This is a genomic window from Faecalibacter sp., from assembly GCF_057177045.1.
The window spans coordinates 1383943-1399138 of record NZ_CM169987.1 but is presented as its reverse complement, the minus strand read 5'-3'; the positions used below and the strand labels follow the sequence as shown (position 1 = coordinate 1399138).

Here is a 15196-nt window from a genome sequence, read left to right as displayed (position 1 = left end):
ATGAAAACGATAAAAATTGGAACTCGTCAAAGTCCATTAGCACTTTGGCAAGCCAATAAAGTGGCTTCTTTGCTAGAGGCAAAAGGATGTGATGTAGAAATTGTTCCAATTACTTCAGAAGGGGATAATAATTTAAAACAACCTATTTATTCTTTAGGTTTAACCGGAGTTTTTACACGTTCGTTAGATATTGCTTTAATTAATGATAAAGTAGATATCGCCGTACACTCTTTAAAAGATGTACCAACCATCTTACCAGAAGGATTAGAATTAATCGCATACCCAGAACGTGCTAATTCTCACGATATCTTAGTCTATAAATCAGAAGAAATTTTTCAAAAAGAACACCGTACGATTGCGACAGGTTCTTTACGTCGTAAAGCATTCTGGAACCATAAATATCCAAACGATACAGTTGTTGATTTACGTGGGAATGTACAATTACGTTTACAGAAATTAATCGATAACGATTGGGATGGGGCTGTATTTGCTTTTGCAGGATTAGATCGTGCTGAAATTTTAGAAGAATTAAAAGCAAAAGGTCTTCATTATAAAATCATCGATTGGATGGTGGCAGCACCTTCACAAGGAATTTTAGGAATTGTTTCAAAACAAGGTTTCGAAATGCCTAATTTAAATGATGAGGAGTGTGAAATCTATGCGACTGTTGAACGTCAATTTTTAAATGTTTTAGAAGGAGGTTGTACAGCACCAATTGGAGCCTTGGTAGAACCAAAATCAGAAAATACTTATTCTTTTAAAGGAGCAGTTCTTTCAATTGATGGTCAAGAAATGTTGACCATTGAAGAAGAGTTTTCAAAAGAAGAATATCAAAATAAAGGTCGTGAATTTGCGGAAGCGTTAATCGCTCAAGGTGCAGGTGAAATGATCACAAAAATTAAAGAAGAAATCGGACAACGATAATGATTAAAAGTATATTGTTTACAAAAGAAATTGATAAAGGTTGGTTGATCGAGCAATTGGGTTCGGATGTATTCATTGAAACCATTCCATCTTTACAGATTTCTTTAACGGATCAACAGGAGATTAATTCTCAATTGAATCCAAACAGTAAACAATTTTTAATTACTAGTCAGAATTCAGTACAAGCCATTAAAGGTTTACAATTAGAAGGCGATTTTTATGCTGTTGGTAAAAAGACTGCACAAAAATTAAGAGAGGTAGGCTTCAACGTCGTTTTAGAAAAAGATTATGCGCAAGAATTGGCAGATGAAATTTTAAAACGCAAAGTAGGGAAGGAGTGGAATTTCTTTTGTGGAAATACTCGAAGAGATGTTTTAGTTGATGTGTTATCATGTCATGGACATCATTTAAATGAGATTATCACCTATCAATCTCAACCTATTGAAAACAAAATGAGTCAAGTATTTGATGCGTATGTTTTCTTTAGTCCTTTGTCTTTTCAAGCCTTTGTTAAAAACAACCAAATTCCATCGGAATCCATTATTTTTACCGTAGGAAAAACAACGACTCACGCAGTCGAACAAGTTTATAAACATCATACCATCATCACCGCAAATATTCCATTGGTCGAGGTGGTTGTTAACCAGATAAAAGATAGCATAAATGATAAAAAATGATTTGCTTTTAAGAGCATTAAAAGGAGAAGAATTACAACGTCCACCGGTATGGATGATGCGTCAAGCAGGACGTTATTTACCAGAATTTATTGCTTTAAGAGATAAGTATGATTTCTTTACACGTTGTCAAACGCCAGAATTAGCAGCTGAAATTACAGTACAGCCAATTCGTCGTTTTCCTTTAGATGCTGCAATTATTTTCTCAGATATTTTAGTTGTTCCTCAAGCGATGGGAATGGATTTCGAAATGAAACCAGGCGTAGGTCCATGGTTAGAAAATCCAATTCGTACATTACAAGATGTAGAAAACATTCCAGTTGTAGATGTAGAGGAAGAGTTAGGATACGTTTATGCTGCAATGGATTTAACAAAGAAAGAATTAGATAACAATATTCCATTAATTGGATTTGCTGGTTCACCTTGGACAATTTTATGTTATGCCGTAGAAGGTAGAGGGTCTAAATCATTTGATATTGCAAAATCATTCTGTTTCAAAAATCCTGTAGCTGCTCATATGTTGTTGGAAAAAATTACACAAACAACAATTGATTACTTATTAAAGAAAGTAGAACACGGAGCTAATGTAATTCAAATCTTCGATTCTTGGGGAGGTATGTTATCACCAGCGGATTACGATGAATTCTCTTGGAAATATATTGAAAGAATTGTGGATGAAGTATCGAAAGTTGTTCCTGTTACAGTTTTCGCTAAAGGATGTTGGTTTGCCTTAGAAAAAATGGCCGATTCTAAAGCTTCTGGATTAGGCGTAGATTGGACGATTACACCTGAGTTAGCACGTCAATTTACAGGAAATAAGAAAACCTTACAAGGTAACTTTGATCCATCACGTTTATTATCGACACCAGAAACGATTCAAAAAATGGTGAAAGAAATGATCGATGGTTTTGGTACAACAAAATACATTGCGAATTTAGGTCACGGTATTTTACCGAATGTGCCTGTAGAAAATGCACAAGCATTTATTGAAGCAGTAGTAAATTATAAGAAAGATTAAGATAAATATTCTCATATTTTTTTAAAGAGCTCTTAAGGAGCTCTTTTTTTATGGTTTTAACATAAAATTGATGAATATCTCTTTCATATTCAGAGTTATTTACTATATTTTAGCAATAATAAATCACATCATACAATATCTAATGAAAAAACATATTTATATAGCCGCAATTTTAACAGCTGCCTTTGCTTTGCAATCTTGTGATAATAAGAATAATAAAGCGGCAGATACAAATGGATCGGTAGATTCTGTTACTGTTGTTGATTCAGCTAATCTTACACCAGAACCTATTGGGAGTCCAACAGATGTTAAAGCTGATCCAGGTGTTTATCAAATCAAACCTTTAAAATACGGGTACGATGAATTAGCTTCATACATTGATGCTACGACGATGGAAACGCATTATGGTAAACATTATTTAGGTTACATTAATAATTTAAATAAAGCGCTAAAAGAGGCTAATATTTCAGAATCAAACATTGAGAAATTATTAAAAAATGATCAGGCTATTGCGGATAAGGCAATTCGCAATAATGCAGGTGGTTTATACAATCACATGTTATATTTCGACATCATGTCTCCAACTCCAAACCAATTGGATGATAAGAGTGATTTATTAAAGAAAATCAATGAATCATTTGGTTCAATTGATGAATTGAAAGCGAAATTAAAAGAAGCTGCAACGAAACAATTTGGTTCAGGTTGGGCTTGGTTAATTGTAAAAGAAGATGGTACATTAGCCGTAACTTCAACTGCTAACCAAGACAATCCATTAATGAGTGTTGTAGAAGAAAAAGGAACGCCAATCCTTGGAATTGATGTTTGGGAGCATGCCTATTATTTAAAATATAAAAATTTAAGAGCAGATTATGTTGATGCTTTTTTCAATGTATTGGATTGGAAAGAGGTGGATAACAACTATAAGAAAGCAATAAAATAATTGAATCGTTATTGATTGATAAAAAAATGCCATACAATTTCGTATGGCATTTTTTATTGAGTTGAGTATAAAAAAAATCCCCAATCATACGATTGAGGATTTTGAAGTATAAGGAATAATAAATTATTCTTCAGTTGCTGCTTCTTCAGTAGAAACTTCTTCTTTCACTTCTTTTTTCTTATCGTTTGCATAGATAGGGTTATCGAAGTTGAAGAAAGATCCTTCTTCTGTGTTAGCTTTAGCTGCTTTTTCAGCATCTAATTTAGCCATCTCTGCTCTAGTTTTAGCAGCTTCTTCAGCAGCTTTAATAGAGTCAGCATCTGGAACTACTGTGAAATCGAAATCAACTTCAACCGTTCTGTGGAAACGTACTTTAGCAGTATATTTTCCTAAACGTTTAATAGTGTTTCCAGGGATTTTGATGTTTTTCTTCTCAATCTCAACACCAGCTTTAACTAATGCTTCAGCTAAGTCAGCATTGTTAACAGATCCAAATAATTTGTCTCCGTTACCAACTTTAGCTTCTAAGTTAATTACTAATCCTTCTAATTTAGAAGATTTAGCAGTAGCGTCTGCGATTAAAGATTCTTCTTGAGCTTTACGAGCTTCTAAAACTTCGTTTAATTCTGCAACGTTTTTAGGAGTAGCTACAGTAGCTAAACCACGTGGAATTAAAAAGTTACGAGCGTATCCAGGTTTTACTGAAACAATTTCAAATTCAAAACCTAAACCATCTACATCTTGTTTTAAAATTACGTTCATGATAAAATTTCTTTTAGGTTTTTAATTATTTTAATTGGTCACCGATGAATGGCATTAATGCTAAGTGACGAGCTCTTTTAATAGCTTTAGAAACTTTTCTTTGGTATTTTAAAGAAGTTCCTGTGTAACGACGAGGTAAGATTTTACCTTGCTCGTTTACGAATTGTAATAAGAAATCAGCATCTTTATAGTCAACATACTTGATTCCAAATTTTTTGAAACGACAATATTTTGAATTTGATTGTGTTTCGATATCTAATGGAGATAAATAACGGATTTCTGATTCGCTACCTCCTGCTGCTTTTTTTGCTAAATCGTCGATTGCCATAGCTTTGATTACTTGTTAGAGTTAGACTTTAATTTAGTTCTGCGTTTTTCAGCCCATTCAACACCGTGTTTGTCTAATTTCACAGTTAAGAAACGGATAACACGCTCATCACGCTTGTAAGCTACTTCTAACTGAGATACTAAGTCAGCATTTTCAGTTTTGAACTCTACTAAGTGGTAGAATCCATTTCTTTTGTTTTGAATTGGGTAAGCTAATTTTTTTAATCCCCAATTTTCAGTTGCAACGATTTCACCTCCGTTTGAAGTTACAAAATCGTTGAATTTTTTAACTGCTTCCTCTACCTGAGAATCAGATAGAACGGGAGTTAAAATGAAAACAGTTTCGTAATTTGTCATTTTAAACTACTTTAATTATGTTAATACTAATTTTTACGAGGTGCAAATATAGGGATTATTTTTGAATTGATTGACCTTCAGTTATAAATTTTAAATGGCTCATTTTCGGATTTGAGTAAAATGATGAATTTTTATTGATTTTAAATTATTTTTTAAAATTGATTTTAAATGTTTGTTTATTAAAAAAACTATGTTAAATTTGTCAGCATAAAAGGCTAATGGCTTTTTCATAGGTTTAGGTTGGTTAAGGTTAAACTCTCACGTAAGTGGGGGTTTTCCTTTTTTTAAGGCCCTTGACTAATGTGTTTTAAATTTGCATCATATATTTGAAAAATAAAAAGGTCGGAATATTTATTCCGACCTTTTTATTTTTATACAATTTTTTATTTTTAAAACAATTTATACGATATGCCCCAGAAGATTGGTAAATTAAATGGACCATTATTTCTTCCATAACCAGGAATAACTAATGGATCAATATTTTCTTGTTTCTTACTTCCTAAGTATACTGCAGGATGTATAGAGAAATCACCATAAAGATTTTTGTACAATTGGATTCTACCTCCAACTACAATTTCTGCCCAATAGGATGCTACACGAGCTTTATCCATACTGCCAAATCCAATTATTTCGCTGGCATTAATGTCTCGAATGGGATATTGATTAATGGTTTGATTGTAAGAAGCGTATGCAAAGCGCGCACCTAGATAAAATCCATTGGTATAATTTGATTCTTCTTGACTGAAAAACCAATTCGCACCGATTTTTATCGAAGTACCGTCCACATCCACTTTCCATTGTCCCTCATCATATTTATTCTTTTCGTAACCTAATTCAACAATGGCTACCCATTTTTTATTCAATTGATATGCCAATGAGGCTTGAGCGCCTTGTTTATCAGAATAAATGGATTGGATTGGAGTGGCAAAATCGACTGCAATATATAAATCACTAACTTTTTGAATAGGTTTTATACTATCAGTAGTAATCGCAACAGAATCGTTTTGAGCCAATAAAGAATTAGTTGCTACGAGGCTCAGCAAAAATGATAAAATTAGTGTTCGTTGCATTGTCTATAGTTGTATTTACAGTTTCGATTCCCTTAATCCAATTGTCTGATGTCGCAGTGATTGAAGCGTCTTTAAAATAGATACCAAATCCGCAGCCCTTTGAGTCATATTTATTATCAAACGTATAATTTACATACAATACATCAATGGGTGCAATATGATCTGTGAAAATGGTATCTGTTCCCATAATTTGAAAGGTGCGATAATCATTTCCTTGTTTCAAAACATATTTAACCGAATTGGAATTCGTAATTTGAATCGGTAAATTAAATTTTGATTTTTTAGTAAAACTTCCTTTTTCAATCAGTAAAGTATCATTAGCAAAAGCTTCATAATAAATAACTGAATCTGCTAAAGGTGTGATAGAGTCAGTATATTTGACTTCAATCGTGACAAACGGTGCATCTGTTGGTAAACAAACATCATCGGGCTCACAACTCGTTAGAGAAGCAAGACCGATGATAGATGCCGTTAATAAGCTATTTTTTAGAAATTGACGATTCATTCAATGGTCGAAATTAAATTCTTTCTAAAACTACGATATTTTCTACGTGATGTGTCTGTGGGAACATATCAACAGGCTGAACTTTAACAATTTTATATTGTTCTTTCATCAAATCCAAATCACGAGCTTGTGTAGCTGAGTTACAAGATACATAAACCACACGCTTCGGGTTCATAAATAAAATATTTTCAACCACTTTTTTGTGCATTCCGTCACGTGGTGGATCAGTAATGATAACATCCGGAATACCGTGTTGCTCGATAAATTCTTGGTTTAACACATCCTTCATATCACCACAATAGAAATCACAATTCGTAATTCCATTACGCTCTGCAGCAGCTTTAGCCGCTTCAATAGCTTCTGGAACCGATTCAATTCCTACAACTTTACGCACTTTTTTCGATACGAATTGAGCAATTGTTCCTGTACCTGTATATAAATCATATACTAATTCATCTCCTGTTAATCCAGCAAAATCACGCGTTAATTTGTATAATTCATACGCCTGCTCTGGATTGGTTTGGTAAAACGATTTTGGACCAATTTTAAAGTTTAAATCCTCCATTTGTTCCATAATATGATCCTCACCTGCAAAAACTTGGATATCTAAATCATATACAGAATCATTCTGTTTTGGATTGATTGCATATAATAAAGAAGTAATCTCTGGGAATTTGTCTAATAAATTCTGTAAGAATGCTTCTCTGTTTTCTTTTTCCTCACGGTAGAATTGTACCAATACCATTAATTGTCCGTTTTGTGAAGTACGAATCATTAAGGTACGTAAGAAACCTTCTTGATTGTATAAATCAAAAAAGTCTAATCCATGCTCTACAGCATAGCGTTTCGCTTCTAGTCGAATGGCATTCGAAGGATCACGTTGTAAATGACATTTTTTTATGTCTAATACTTTAGACCATGCGCCAGGAATATGGAATCCTACAGCATCACGATCATTAAAATCGTTCCCTGAATTAATTTCATCTAATGTTAACCAACGCGCATTCGAAAAAGTAAATTCTAATTTGTTACGATAATAATATTGCTCTTTTGATCCAACGATGTAATCGGTTTCGTTTTCGATGTCTTTAAATCCTCCAATACGAACTAAGTTATTGACCACTTCATCGTGCTTGAATTTTAATTGAGCATCGTAACTCATATCTTGCCACTTACATCCTCCACATACGCCAAAATGTTCACATTTTGGTTCTACACGATATTCAGACTGCTTATGGAAAGCTACAGCTTGACCCTCAAAATAGCTGCTTTTCTTTTTTAATACATGTACGTCTACTACATCTCCAGGTATAGCCCCTTTAATTAAAACGGTTTTACCTTCTTCCGTTTTACCTACAGAAACGCCTTTAGCTCCTGCGCGTAAAACTTCGATATTATTCAAGATGATTTTTTGTTTCACTTTTCTTCCCATTCTGCAAAGATAATCATGTAATTGAAATATTGAATTATTTCAAAAACAGATTACTACCAAAGCCTATAAACATAACGTTTAAATGTTAAACTGTTCAATGACAATAGATTATGTTGAATTAAATTGTTAATTTGGTCAAAATTAAACATTTGTAAATATGAGAAAATTATTACTTTATAGTATGTTTTTGTTATCGATGCCATGGATTAATGCGCAATATGTAGAGCCAGAAAAAAAAGACAAAGAAGAAATGATTCGAAAGCAAAATGAGAAAATTATCTTTCCTTCCCAGAAATTTGATTCTGTTGCGGCTAAAAATATGTTAGCCATGGGAAAAGGTAAAATTTCAGGAGTAGCTTTCACAAGGGTACGTGAAGATAAAAATTTTGGATTAAAGACAGGACCAAAAGTCTATGCGAATAAATTAAAAATTATTCTATTTCCAGTAACTTCATATTTTAATGAATATTATACATTATGGAAAGATAAATCAAAACATAACCCTAAAAGAAACACATTTGTACAGATGGTTCCAGAAGCTTATCGTTACCGATTAGAGTCGATTACTAACAGTAGTGGAGAATTTACATTTCCTGATATGCGACCAGGTAAGTATTACATCTTCGCAACTTTAGATTATTATACCACTCATTCGGGAAGTAAATACACAGGAAGTGGATATGACAATTACGGAAGAATTGACTATTATGAACCGTATACGTATCAAAAGAATGGCAGCGAATTTTTAGAACTTTTTGTGGAAGTGAAACAAGAGGGTGAAGTTGTGAATGTGAAGTTAAAATAGAGCCAAATCAAATAAAATTGCTTTAATTATTTAATTGCTCCCTAAATTTGTAGCTTTTATTAGTTACAAAAAATGAAAAATATATTAATAGTCAACGGAGCTATACGTTTTGCTCATTCAGGTGGAACCTTTAATTCTTCTTTAGTAGAATGGACTACTACGATTGCAGAGAAATTAGGAAACTCTGTGAAAATTGTCAATGTACAGGACGAATTTGATCCGATGCAAGAGGTTGAAAAATTCAAATGGGCCGATGTCATTATTTATCATACTCCAATATGGTGGTTTCATTTGCCAAGTCGCTTTAAATTTTATTTGGATGAAGTGTTAACAGCAGGATATAATAATGGGATGTACAAAAGTGATGGACGCTCCCACGTTAATCCAGCCATTAATTACGGAACAGGAGGATTAATGCAAGGAAAATATTATATGGTAACTTCAACATGGAATGCACCAGAAGAAGCTTTTACCTTAGAAGGTGAATTTTTTAAACAAACTTCTGTGGATGATGGTGTTTTATTTGGTTTTCACCGAATGAATGACTTTTTAGGTTTAACGCGTTTGGATGGCATGCATTTTCACGATTTAGAAAAAAATGGTTCTGAAGAACGTATTTTGAAGTATAAGACATCGTATCAAACTCACTTAGAGCACGCCTTAAAAGCATTATAATAAAGAATAAATCCAATAGATTTCTATTGGATTTTTTTATTCTTCTAATAATTTTTTAATGTCTTCAATAACCAAAGGTATATCCGGATGAAAAGTTCCGTTTAACGATGGCTTTGTACCTTCGGGATCGGAATAGTTTAATCCAGAATAATATAATTTAGGAATACCATGGGCATTGGTACGTGATCTAATTTTACCTTGTTTATCCACTAAAGCAAACTGGCCACTGTGATCGAGACTTTTCGTTTCATCTTTAGCATCTCCTAGGTAAATATTAAATTTTTTACTGACTTCTTGGATATAGTCTCTATCCGCAGTAAGCATATACCAATGAGGTGATTTTGCTTGGATTTGCTTATAATGTTGTAACAAGCGCTCAGGAGTATCCCTTTTAGGATCAATCGTGATAGAAACAATTCCAAAATCCGGATGATGGATTGAATCTTCGATGATTCGTAAATTTTGTTTCATCACTGGACATATAGTTGGGCAACTCGTAAAAAAGAATTCCACCAAATACACTTTGCCCAACATATCACGATTAGAAAATGATTCGCCATATTGATTGGTCATTTCAAATGAAGGGACATCCATCACTTTTACTAAACCATTATTACTTGTTTTTGAGTTATTCCAAAAGAAAAAACCAACTACAAGCACAACAATTGTAATGACTCCTAATAATTGTTTATTCATTCACGTATTCTTCAGGGTTTTCTAAGAATTTTTCTTTACACATTGTATTACAAAAACCATATGTTTTCCCTTTATAATTTGCTGTATCTTTTAAATGTGTCGCATTATCCATTCCACAAATTGGATCTAATTCGTTGACTACTTCAACATTTAACTTATTTCCCTTCGTCATCGCTTCAGTTGGGTGATCTTCAGCAACAGTTACTTCTACATCGTTAGATGTATTTTGGTCCTTAGAACAAGAAAATGCCATTAAAGAAAATGCAGTAATCGAAAGTAGGGTAATTGTCTTCATCCTTCATTATTTATTAAGGAAACAAAGTTAGATTCATTTTTAGGATTAAAAAATGATTTAACACATTCAGAAGAGTAAAAACAAATTTATTTCCAATACTTTAAAAACTTTACGCTAACTTAGAGTGGTAACCAATTGAAACAATAATGGCAGAATTTGATTTACATGATTTAGAAAAAATAAATAACAAACAAGAAATCATTGATTTTTTAGTCGATCATAATATTATCACAGAAAAGAAGTTTAAAAAACAACTGGCCTACGAAAAAGAGCTAGCTTATCTACAAGCAGAAATGGTTAAATTACAATCGCATGTTATTGATCATAATGATCGTGTTTTAGTTATTTTTGAAGGTAGAGATGCCGCAGGGAAAGGAGGTACAATTTCTCGAATTGTACAGAATATGAATCCCAAAAAATACCGAATTGAGGCATTACCAAAGCCCACCGCACAAGAAAGTGGTCAATGGTATTTTCAACGTTATTTTAACCATTTACCTAACGCTGGTGAAATTGTATTTTTTGATCGTAGCTGGTATAACCGTGCTGTTGTAGAACCCATATTTGGTTTTTGTACAGATCAAGAATATGATTTATTTATGCGACAAGTGAATGATGTTGAACGACTACTAATTGAAGATGGAATCAATGTAATTAAAATTTACTTATCGATATCGAAAGAAGAGCAAGCTGCACGATTAGAAGAAAGACGCTCTGATCCATTGAAACATTGGAAAATGGGAAGCTTAGATCAACAAGCTCAAGACAAATGGGATGATTATACCAAATATATCGAATTATTGTTTGAAAAAAGTTCTTCAGCTTTAGCTCCTTGGATAGAAGTAAAAACAGATAGTAAAAAGAAAGCGCGATTAGCGGTAATGAAACATATCTTGTGTAAGATACAAAACTATTCCGTTGAGGGATTAACGGATGATATCGATGTGATTATAAAACACCAATAAGTATGGAAGAAAGTATGTTTAAAATTTTAGCAAAATTTAATACCGTAATCGAAGCCGAAGTGGTTCAATTAATTCTTGAAGCCGAAGGAATATCGAGTGATGTTTTGGATAGTAATTTGGCTTTTTCATTAGGTCCTACAAGTATACAAGGGATTCGTTTACAGGTGAAAACAGAGGACTATGAGCGCGCTTTAGAAATTTACAATAATCGAAATAATGATTTGGAAAATCAATAATTATCATTAATTTTGCACTCGTATTGATTAACCTCTGGCGAAAGACGTGCATGTTATTCAAAATAAATTAATTCGAATTATTACAAATGGAAAATTTAGTAAAATACGTACAAGAGAAATACGTAGCTAAAAAAGAATTCCCAGCTTTCGCTGCTGGTGATACAATCACTGTTTATCAAGAAATTACTGAGGGTGGAAAAACTCGTGTTCAGTTCTTTAAAGGGGTAGTTATCCAAAGAAGAGGACAAGGAACTACAGAAACTTTCACAATTCGTAAAATGTCAGGTGATGTAGGTGTAGAGCGTATCTACCCAATCAACATGCCAGCGTTACAAAAAATCGAAGTTAACAAGAAAGGTAAAGTACGTAGAGCTCGTATCTTCTACTTTAGAGCATTACGTGGTAAAAAAGCTCGTATCAAAGACGCTTTCTACAAATAGTAATCGCTTTTTTGAAAAGTATAAAAACCGTTCGTTTATCGAACGGTTTTTTTTATGGCTTAAAAATTCAAAATTTGTGTACATTTATGAATAATTAACAAATATTAACACAAATTAACGAATGAAGAGATTTCATATAAAAGTATTTAGCTTACTATCATTGCTTGGTACTTTTTCCTATGCCCAAACAACGGGGATATTAAAGGATTCTTACGGAATACCTGAATCCGATGTAGAAGTAATGATCAAAGGAACAGATCGTGTCGTTTATACCGATTTAGATGGAAAATTTGATATCGACGCTAAAATTGGAGATATATTATTAATAAAAGGCAAGGAAATCACCGTAGCATCTAATGATTTAGGGGATTTATCAAGCCTTTTTTTGTTGGATGAAGAGTCCGATTTAATCGATTTACAAACAGCTGTAGTTACTGGATATTCTACACAGCGAAAAGAAGAAGTTACTGCTTCAGTTAGTGTGGTTAATGCAAAAGATTTAGTAGATAGCAAATCTCCAAACGTAACGAACTTGTTGCAGGGAAAAGTTGCAGGTTTACGTATTACTTCAGGATCAGGACAACCGGGAGCGACAGCTTCGATGCGAATGAGAGGGCGTACGAGTATTAGTGCAGATACAGAAGCGTTATGGGTAGTGGATGGTGTAATATTTCATGGAACACCAAATCTTAATCCCAATGATGTAGAAACAATTTCGGTGTTAAAAGATGCTGCCGCTACTGCTCAATATGGTTCTCGAGGAGCGAATGGAGTCATTATCGTTACGACAAAACGTGGAAAAGGGAGTGGACTAACCATCAATGTGGATTACAATTCAAGTTGGAATAAATTCAATCTAGGAAACTTTGAGGTCATGAATGGAAGTGAATTGTATCAATTATTCCAAGGCATGAGAGGTGCTCCCGATATGCCAGCAGAATTACAAAATACAAATTTTGATTGGGTAAAGAATGGAACACAAATCGGTACGGTACAAGATGCAAATGTGAGTTTATCATCAAACTCAGAAAGTACAAACTTGTATTCAGCGATTAATTATTATAAAGAAGAGGGTACAATTAAAGGTTTGGAATACGAACGTTTATCGGCTCGTCTTAATATTGATCATAAATTAAGTAAGCGCTTAACATTTAAACCTAAATTAAACGCAACATATACGACCACAGAAAATAGAGAACATTCATTATACCAAATGTATCTCAACATGCCATGGGATAATGCGTTCTTAAGTAATGGAAGACCTGTAGATCCTCGTGAAGATGAAAGGGTAGGGAATATTTCTAAATGGTATGGACGTGATTATTCGAATTATTATTATGATTTACAAACCAATTATAGTACGTCCGAAATTTTTGATATTCAAGCCAATTTAGATTTTCAGTGGAGAATTACCGAAGATTTAAGTTTTGAATCAACAAACAACCTTCAATTTTATAACAATACTTCTTTAACATATGTTGATCCAAAGTCTATTTCAGGGATCGCATTTGATGGATCAGTGTACCAATATTCGGATCGTCGAATACTTCGATTATTCAATCAGATGTTACGTTACAACAAGAAATTTAATTTACACTCTTTGGGTGCATACATTGCGTACGAATACTCAGATTATGATTATAAAAATTTAAGTGGAACAAAGCAAGGAATTATTCCGGGGTCTGAAATTTTAGATAATGGGGCAAATCCTTTTGCAGCAGGGGGTACACGTAACGATTATGCTTTTCAAGCTGGTTTAGCACAAGTGAATTATGGGTATGATGGGCGCTATTTTGCTCAAGCATCTTATCGATTAGATGGTTCATCCCGATTTGGTAAAGAAAATCGTTATGCACATTTCTATGCCTTTTCAGGAGGATGGAATATTAGTAATGAAGCCTTTTTAAAAGATTCGGAAGTGATCTCGAACTTAAAATTAAGAGCATCTTATGGTGTGGTAGGTAATGCCGGAGGTAACGATGGAAATTACTACAGACAATATGGGTTGTATAATTTATCAGGACAATACAATGGTCAACCTGCTTTAGTTCAAGGACAATATAAAAATCCAGGCGTTACTTGGGAGACAACTAAAGATGCAAACGTTGGAATTGAAGTGGGATTATTCAATCGAATAAATTTGACTTTAGATCTATACAATAAAAATACAGATGACTTATTGCACTATGTAAGGTTCCCAGATACATCGGGTTGGTCTGGATATTGGGATAATGTCGGACGTGTGAATAACAAAGGAATCGAGTTTGGATTTAATGCATCAATTTTCAAATCTTCATCAGAATTCCAATGGAATATAGGATTCAATATCGCTAAAAATGTGAACGAAGTGAAGGAAATGTATAATGATGCACAAATTTATACCGATCAGATTTCAAAAGGATATTTAAAACGAATCGAAGTAGGTTATGATATTGATACCTGGTACATGAGAAGATGGGCCGGAGTTGATCCTGAAACTGGAAAACCATTATGGGAAAAAGTAGATGAAACGACAGGTGAAGTTACTAAAGTGAGTGATTTTAACAGTGCAACATTACAACGTATCGGTAATACAACACCTGATTTTAATGGGGGGTTTTCTTCTGCTTGGTCATATAAGGGATTTACATTGTCTGTTGATTTTGTGTATTCTAAAGGAGGTCTAGTCTACAATGTGGGACGCGAATTATTTGATTCTGATGGGGCATATCCATATTATAATCAGATGAGGTTACAAGAAGGATGGTCACGTTGGACGCCAGAAAATAGAGATGCCACACATCCTGAACTAATTTTTAATAATTCGTCGAATTCCAATAATATTTCGAGCAGATACTTAGAAGATGCTTCATTTTTAAGAATGCGTAATGTTCGTTTAGGATATCATTTTAATGGTGAAATTACGTCTAAAATGGGTGTGAAAGGTTTAGGGATTTATATCTCAGGAGATAATTTATGGACTTCAACAAAATATACTGGATCCGATATTGAGGCTGCAATATCAGGTGATAGAACATCAAATTATCCAAACCCTAAGCGTTTTACGATGGGTGTTAATCTAACTTTTTAATACTT

General features: G+C 33.4%; 18 protein-coding genes. 10 read left to right on the top strand and 8 right to left on the bottom strand.

Annotated elements, in window-relative coordinates; genetic code table 11:
- The 4 genes from hemC (at position 1) to AC1QSP_RS06345 (ending at position 3556) form a co-directional block, all read left to right on the top strand.
- Complete coding sequence (hemC, locus tag AC1QSP_RS06360) at positions 1–924, top strand: hydroxymethylbilane synthase (RefSeq protein ID WP_484080279.1); 924 nt, start codon at positions 1–3, stop codon at positions 922–924.
- Positions 924–1601 carry a uroporphyrinogen-III synthase gene (locus AC1QSP_RS06355; RefSeq protein ID WP_484080278.1) on the top strand — a complete coding sequence of 226 codons (678 nt, stop codon included), beginning with the start codon at positions 924–926 and terminating at the stop codon, positions 1599–1601. Before hemC ends, AC1QSP_RS06355 begins: the two co-directional genes overlap by 1 nt.
- Positions 1588–2616, top strand: a complete 1029-nt coding sequence (hemE, locus tag AC1QSP_RS06350; RefSeq protein WP_484080277.1) for a uroporphyrinogen decarboxylase — start codon at positions 1588–1590, stop codon at positions 2614–2616. Before AC1QSP_RS06355 ends, hemE begins: the two co-directional genes overlap by 14 nt.
- A 142-nt stretch (positions 2617–2758) precedes the next feature.
- Positions 2759–3556: a superoxide dismutase gene (locus tag AC1QSP_RS06345; RefSeq protein WP_484080276.1), complete on the top strand. Its 798-nt coding sequence runs from the start codon at positions 2759–2761 to the stop codon at positions 3554–3556.
- Positions 3557–3679: 123 nt separating this feature from the next.
- Here the strand turns inward: AC1QSP_RS06345 and rplI are convergent, their stop codons facing one another.
- The 6 genes from rplI to rlmD form a co-directional block, all read right to left on the bottom strand.
- Positions 3680–4318, bottom strand: coding sequence for a 50S ribosomal protein L9 (gene rplI, locus AC1QSP_RS06340; protein WP_322969139.1), 639 nt, complete (start codon positions 4316–4318; stop codon positions 3680–3682).
- A gap of 25 nt (positions 4319–4343) precedes the next feature.
- A complete protein-coding gene (gene rpsR, locus AC1QSP_RS06335; protein ID WP_072930426.1) occupies positions 4344–4646 on the bottom strand; it encodes a 30S ribosomal protein S18 in 303 nt (100 codons plus the stop codon).
- Positions 4647–4654: 8 nt separating this feature from the next.
- Entirely contained in the window at positions 4655–5002 is a 348-nt protein-coding gene (gene rpsF / locus AC1QSP_RS06330; RefSeq protein ID WP_322969140.1) for a 30S ribosomal protein S6, read from the bottom strand.
- A 389-nt stretch (positions 5003–5391) separates the two neighbouring features.
- Positions 5392–6015: a DUF6048 family protein gene (locus tag AC1QSP_RS06325; protein WP_484080275.1), complete on the bottom strand. Its 624-nt coding sequence runs from the start codon at positions 6013–6015 to the stop codon at positions 5392–5394.
- A 7-nt stretch (positions 6016–6022) separates the two neighbouring features.
- The gene (locus tag AC1QSP_RS06320) at positions 6023–6577 is read right to left on the bottom strand and encodes a DUF6452 family protein (protein WP_484080274.1); all 555 of its coding nucleotides are present in this window, start codon (positions 6575–6577) and stop codon (positions 6023–6025) included.
- A 13-nt stretch (positions 6578–6590) separates the two neighbouring features.
- Complete coding sequence (gene rlmD, locus AC1QSP_RS06315; RefSeq protein WP_484080273.1) at positions 6591–8009, bottom strand: 23S rRNA (uracil(1939)-C(5))-methyltransferase RlmD; 1419 nt, start codon at positions 8007–8009, stop codon at positions 6591–6593.
- 157 nt (positions 8010–8166) lie between these two features.
- Between rlmD and AC1QSP_RS06310 the strand changes: the two genes are divergently transcribed.
- Both AC1QSP_RS06310 and AC1QSP_RS06305 read left to right on the top strand, forming a co-directional pair.
- Complete coding sequence (locus AC1QSP_RS06310) at positions 8167–8814, top strand: carboxypeptidase-like regulatory domain-containing protein (RefSeq protein WP_484080272.1); 648 nt, start codon at positions 8167–8169, stop codon at positions 8812–8814.
- A 72-nt stretch (positions 8815–8886) separates the two neighbouring features.
- Entirely contained in the window at positions 8887–9489 is a 603-nt protein-coding gene (locus AC1QSP_RS06305) for an NAD(P)H-dependent oxidoreductase (protein WP_484080271.1), read from the top strand.
- A 36-nt stretch (positions 9490–9525) separates the two neighbouring features.
- Here the strand turns inward: AC1QSP_RS06305 and AC1QSP_RS06300 are convergent, their stop codons facing one another.
- The gene (locus AC1QSP_RS06300; RefSeq protein ID WP_484080270.1) at positions 9526–10185 is read right to left on the bottom strand and encodes an SCO family protein; all 660 of its coding nucleotides are present in this window, start codon (positions 10183–10185) and stop codon (positions 9526–9528) included.
- Positions 10178–10480, bottom strand: coding sequence for a YHS domain-containing protein (locus AC1QSP_RS06295; protein WP_322969147.1), 303 nt, complete (start codon positions 10478–10480; stop codon positions 10178–10180). Before AC1QSP_RS06295 ends, AC1QSP_RS06300 begins: the two co-directional genes overlap by 8 nt.
- 146 nt (positions 10481–10626) lie before the next feature.
- Between AC1QSP_RS06295 and ppk2 the strand changes: the two genes are divergently transcribed.
- From ppk2 to AC1QSP_RS06275, 4 genes are all read left to right on the top strand, one after another.
- On the top strand, positions 10627–11445 hold the full coding sequence (gene ppk2 / locus AC1QSP_RS06290) for a polyphosphate kinase 2 (RefSeq protein WP_484080269.1): 819 nt from the start codon (positions 10627–10629) through the stop codon (positions 11443–11445).
- 2 nt (positions 11446–11447) lie between these two features.
- On the top strand, positions 11448–11681 hold the full coding sequence (locus AC1QSP_RS06285; RefSeq protein ID WP_322969149.1) for a putative signal transducing protein: 234 nt from the start codon (positions 11448–11450) through the stop codon (positions 11679–11681).
- A gap of 86 nt (positions 11682–11767) precedes the next feature.
- A complete protein-coding gene (rplS, locus tag AC1QSP_RS06280; protein ID WP_484080268.1) occupies positions 11768–12121 on the top strand; it encodes a 50S ribosomal protein L19 in 354 nt (117 codons plus the stop codon).
- A 121-nt stretch (positions 12122–12242) separates the two neighbouring features.
- Entirely contained in the window at positions 12243–15191 is a 2949-nt protein-coding gene (locus AC1QSP_RS06275) for a SusC/RagA family TonB-linked outer membrane protein (protein ID WP_484080267.1), read from the top strand.
- Positions 15192–15196 lie beyond the last annotated feature (5 nt).

Coding starts and splice junctions, on each gene's coding strand:
- AC1QSP_RS06295 (WP_322969147.1), bottom strand. CDS start 10,480: ATGAAGACAATTACCCTACTTTCGATTACTGCATTTTCTTTAATGGCA.
- rpsR (WP_072930426.1), bottom strand. CDS start 4,646: ATGGCAATCGACGATTTAGCAAAAAAAGCAGCAGGAGGTAGCGAATCA.
- rplS (WP_484080268.1), top strand. CDS start 11,768: ATGGAAAATTTAGTAAAATACGTACAAGAGAAATACGTAGCTAAAAAA.
- AC1QSP_RS06285 (WP_322969149.1), top strand. CDS start 11,448: ATGGAAGAAAGTATGTTTAAAATTTTAGCAAAATTTAATACCGTAATC.
- AC1QSP_RS06275 (WP_484080267.1), top strand. CDS start 12,243: ATGAAGAGATTTCATATAAAAGTATTTAGCTTACTATCATTGCTTGGT.
- AC1QSP_RS06345 (WP_484080276.1), top strand. CDS start 2,759: ATGAAAAAACATATTTATATAGCCGCAATTTTAACAGCTGCCTTTGCT.
- AC1QSP_RS06300 (WP_484080270.1), bottom strand. CDS start 10,185: ATGAATAAACAATTATTAGGAGTCATTACAATTGTTGTGCTTGTAGTT.
- ppk2 (WP_484080269.1), top strand. CDS start 10,627: ATGGCAGAATTTGATTTACATGATTTAGAAAAAATAAATAACAAACAA.
- rplI (WP_322969139.1), bottom strand. CDS start 4,318: ATGAACGTAATTTTAAAACAAGATGTAGATGGTTTAGGTTTTGAATTT.
- rpsF (WP_322969140.1), bottom strand. CDS start 5,002: ATGACAAATTACGAAACTGTTTTCATTTTAACTCCCGTTCTATCTGAT.
- hemC (WP_484080279.1), top strand. CDS start 1: ATGAAAACGATAAAAATTGGAACTCGTCAAAGTCCATTAGCACTTTGG.
- rlmD (WP_484080273.1), bottom strand. CDS start 8,009: ATGGGAAGAAAAGTGAAACAAAAAATCATCTTGAATAATATCGAAGTT.
- AC1QSP_RS06355 (WP_484080278.1), top strand. CDS start 924: ATGATTAAAAGTATATTGTTTACAAAAGAAATTGATAAAGGTTGGTTG.
- AC1QSP_RS06310 (WP_484080272.1), top strand. CDS start 8,167: ATGAGAAAATTATTACTTTATAGTATGTTTTTGTTATCGATGCCATGG.
- AC1QSP_RS06320 (WP_484080274.1), bottom strand. CDS start 6,577: ATGAATCGTCAATTTCTAAAAAATAGCTTATTAACGGCATCTATCATC.
- hemE (WP_484080277.1), top strand. CDS start 1,588: ATGATAAAAAATGATTTGCTTTTAAGAGCATTAAAAGGAGAAGAATTA.
- AC1QSP_RS06305 (WP_484080271.1), top strand. CDS start 8,887: ATGAAAAATATATTAATAGTCAACGGAGCTATACGTTTTGCTCATTCA.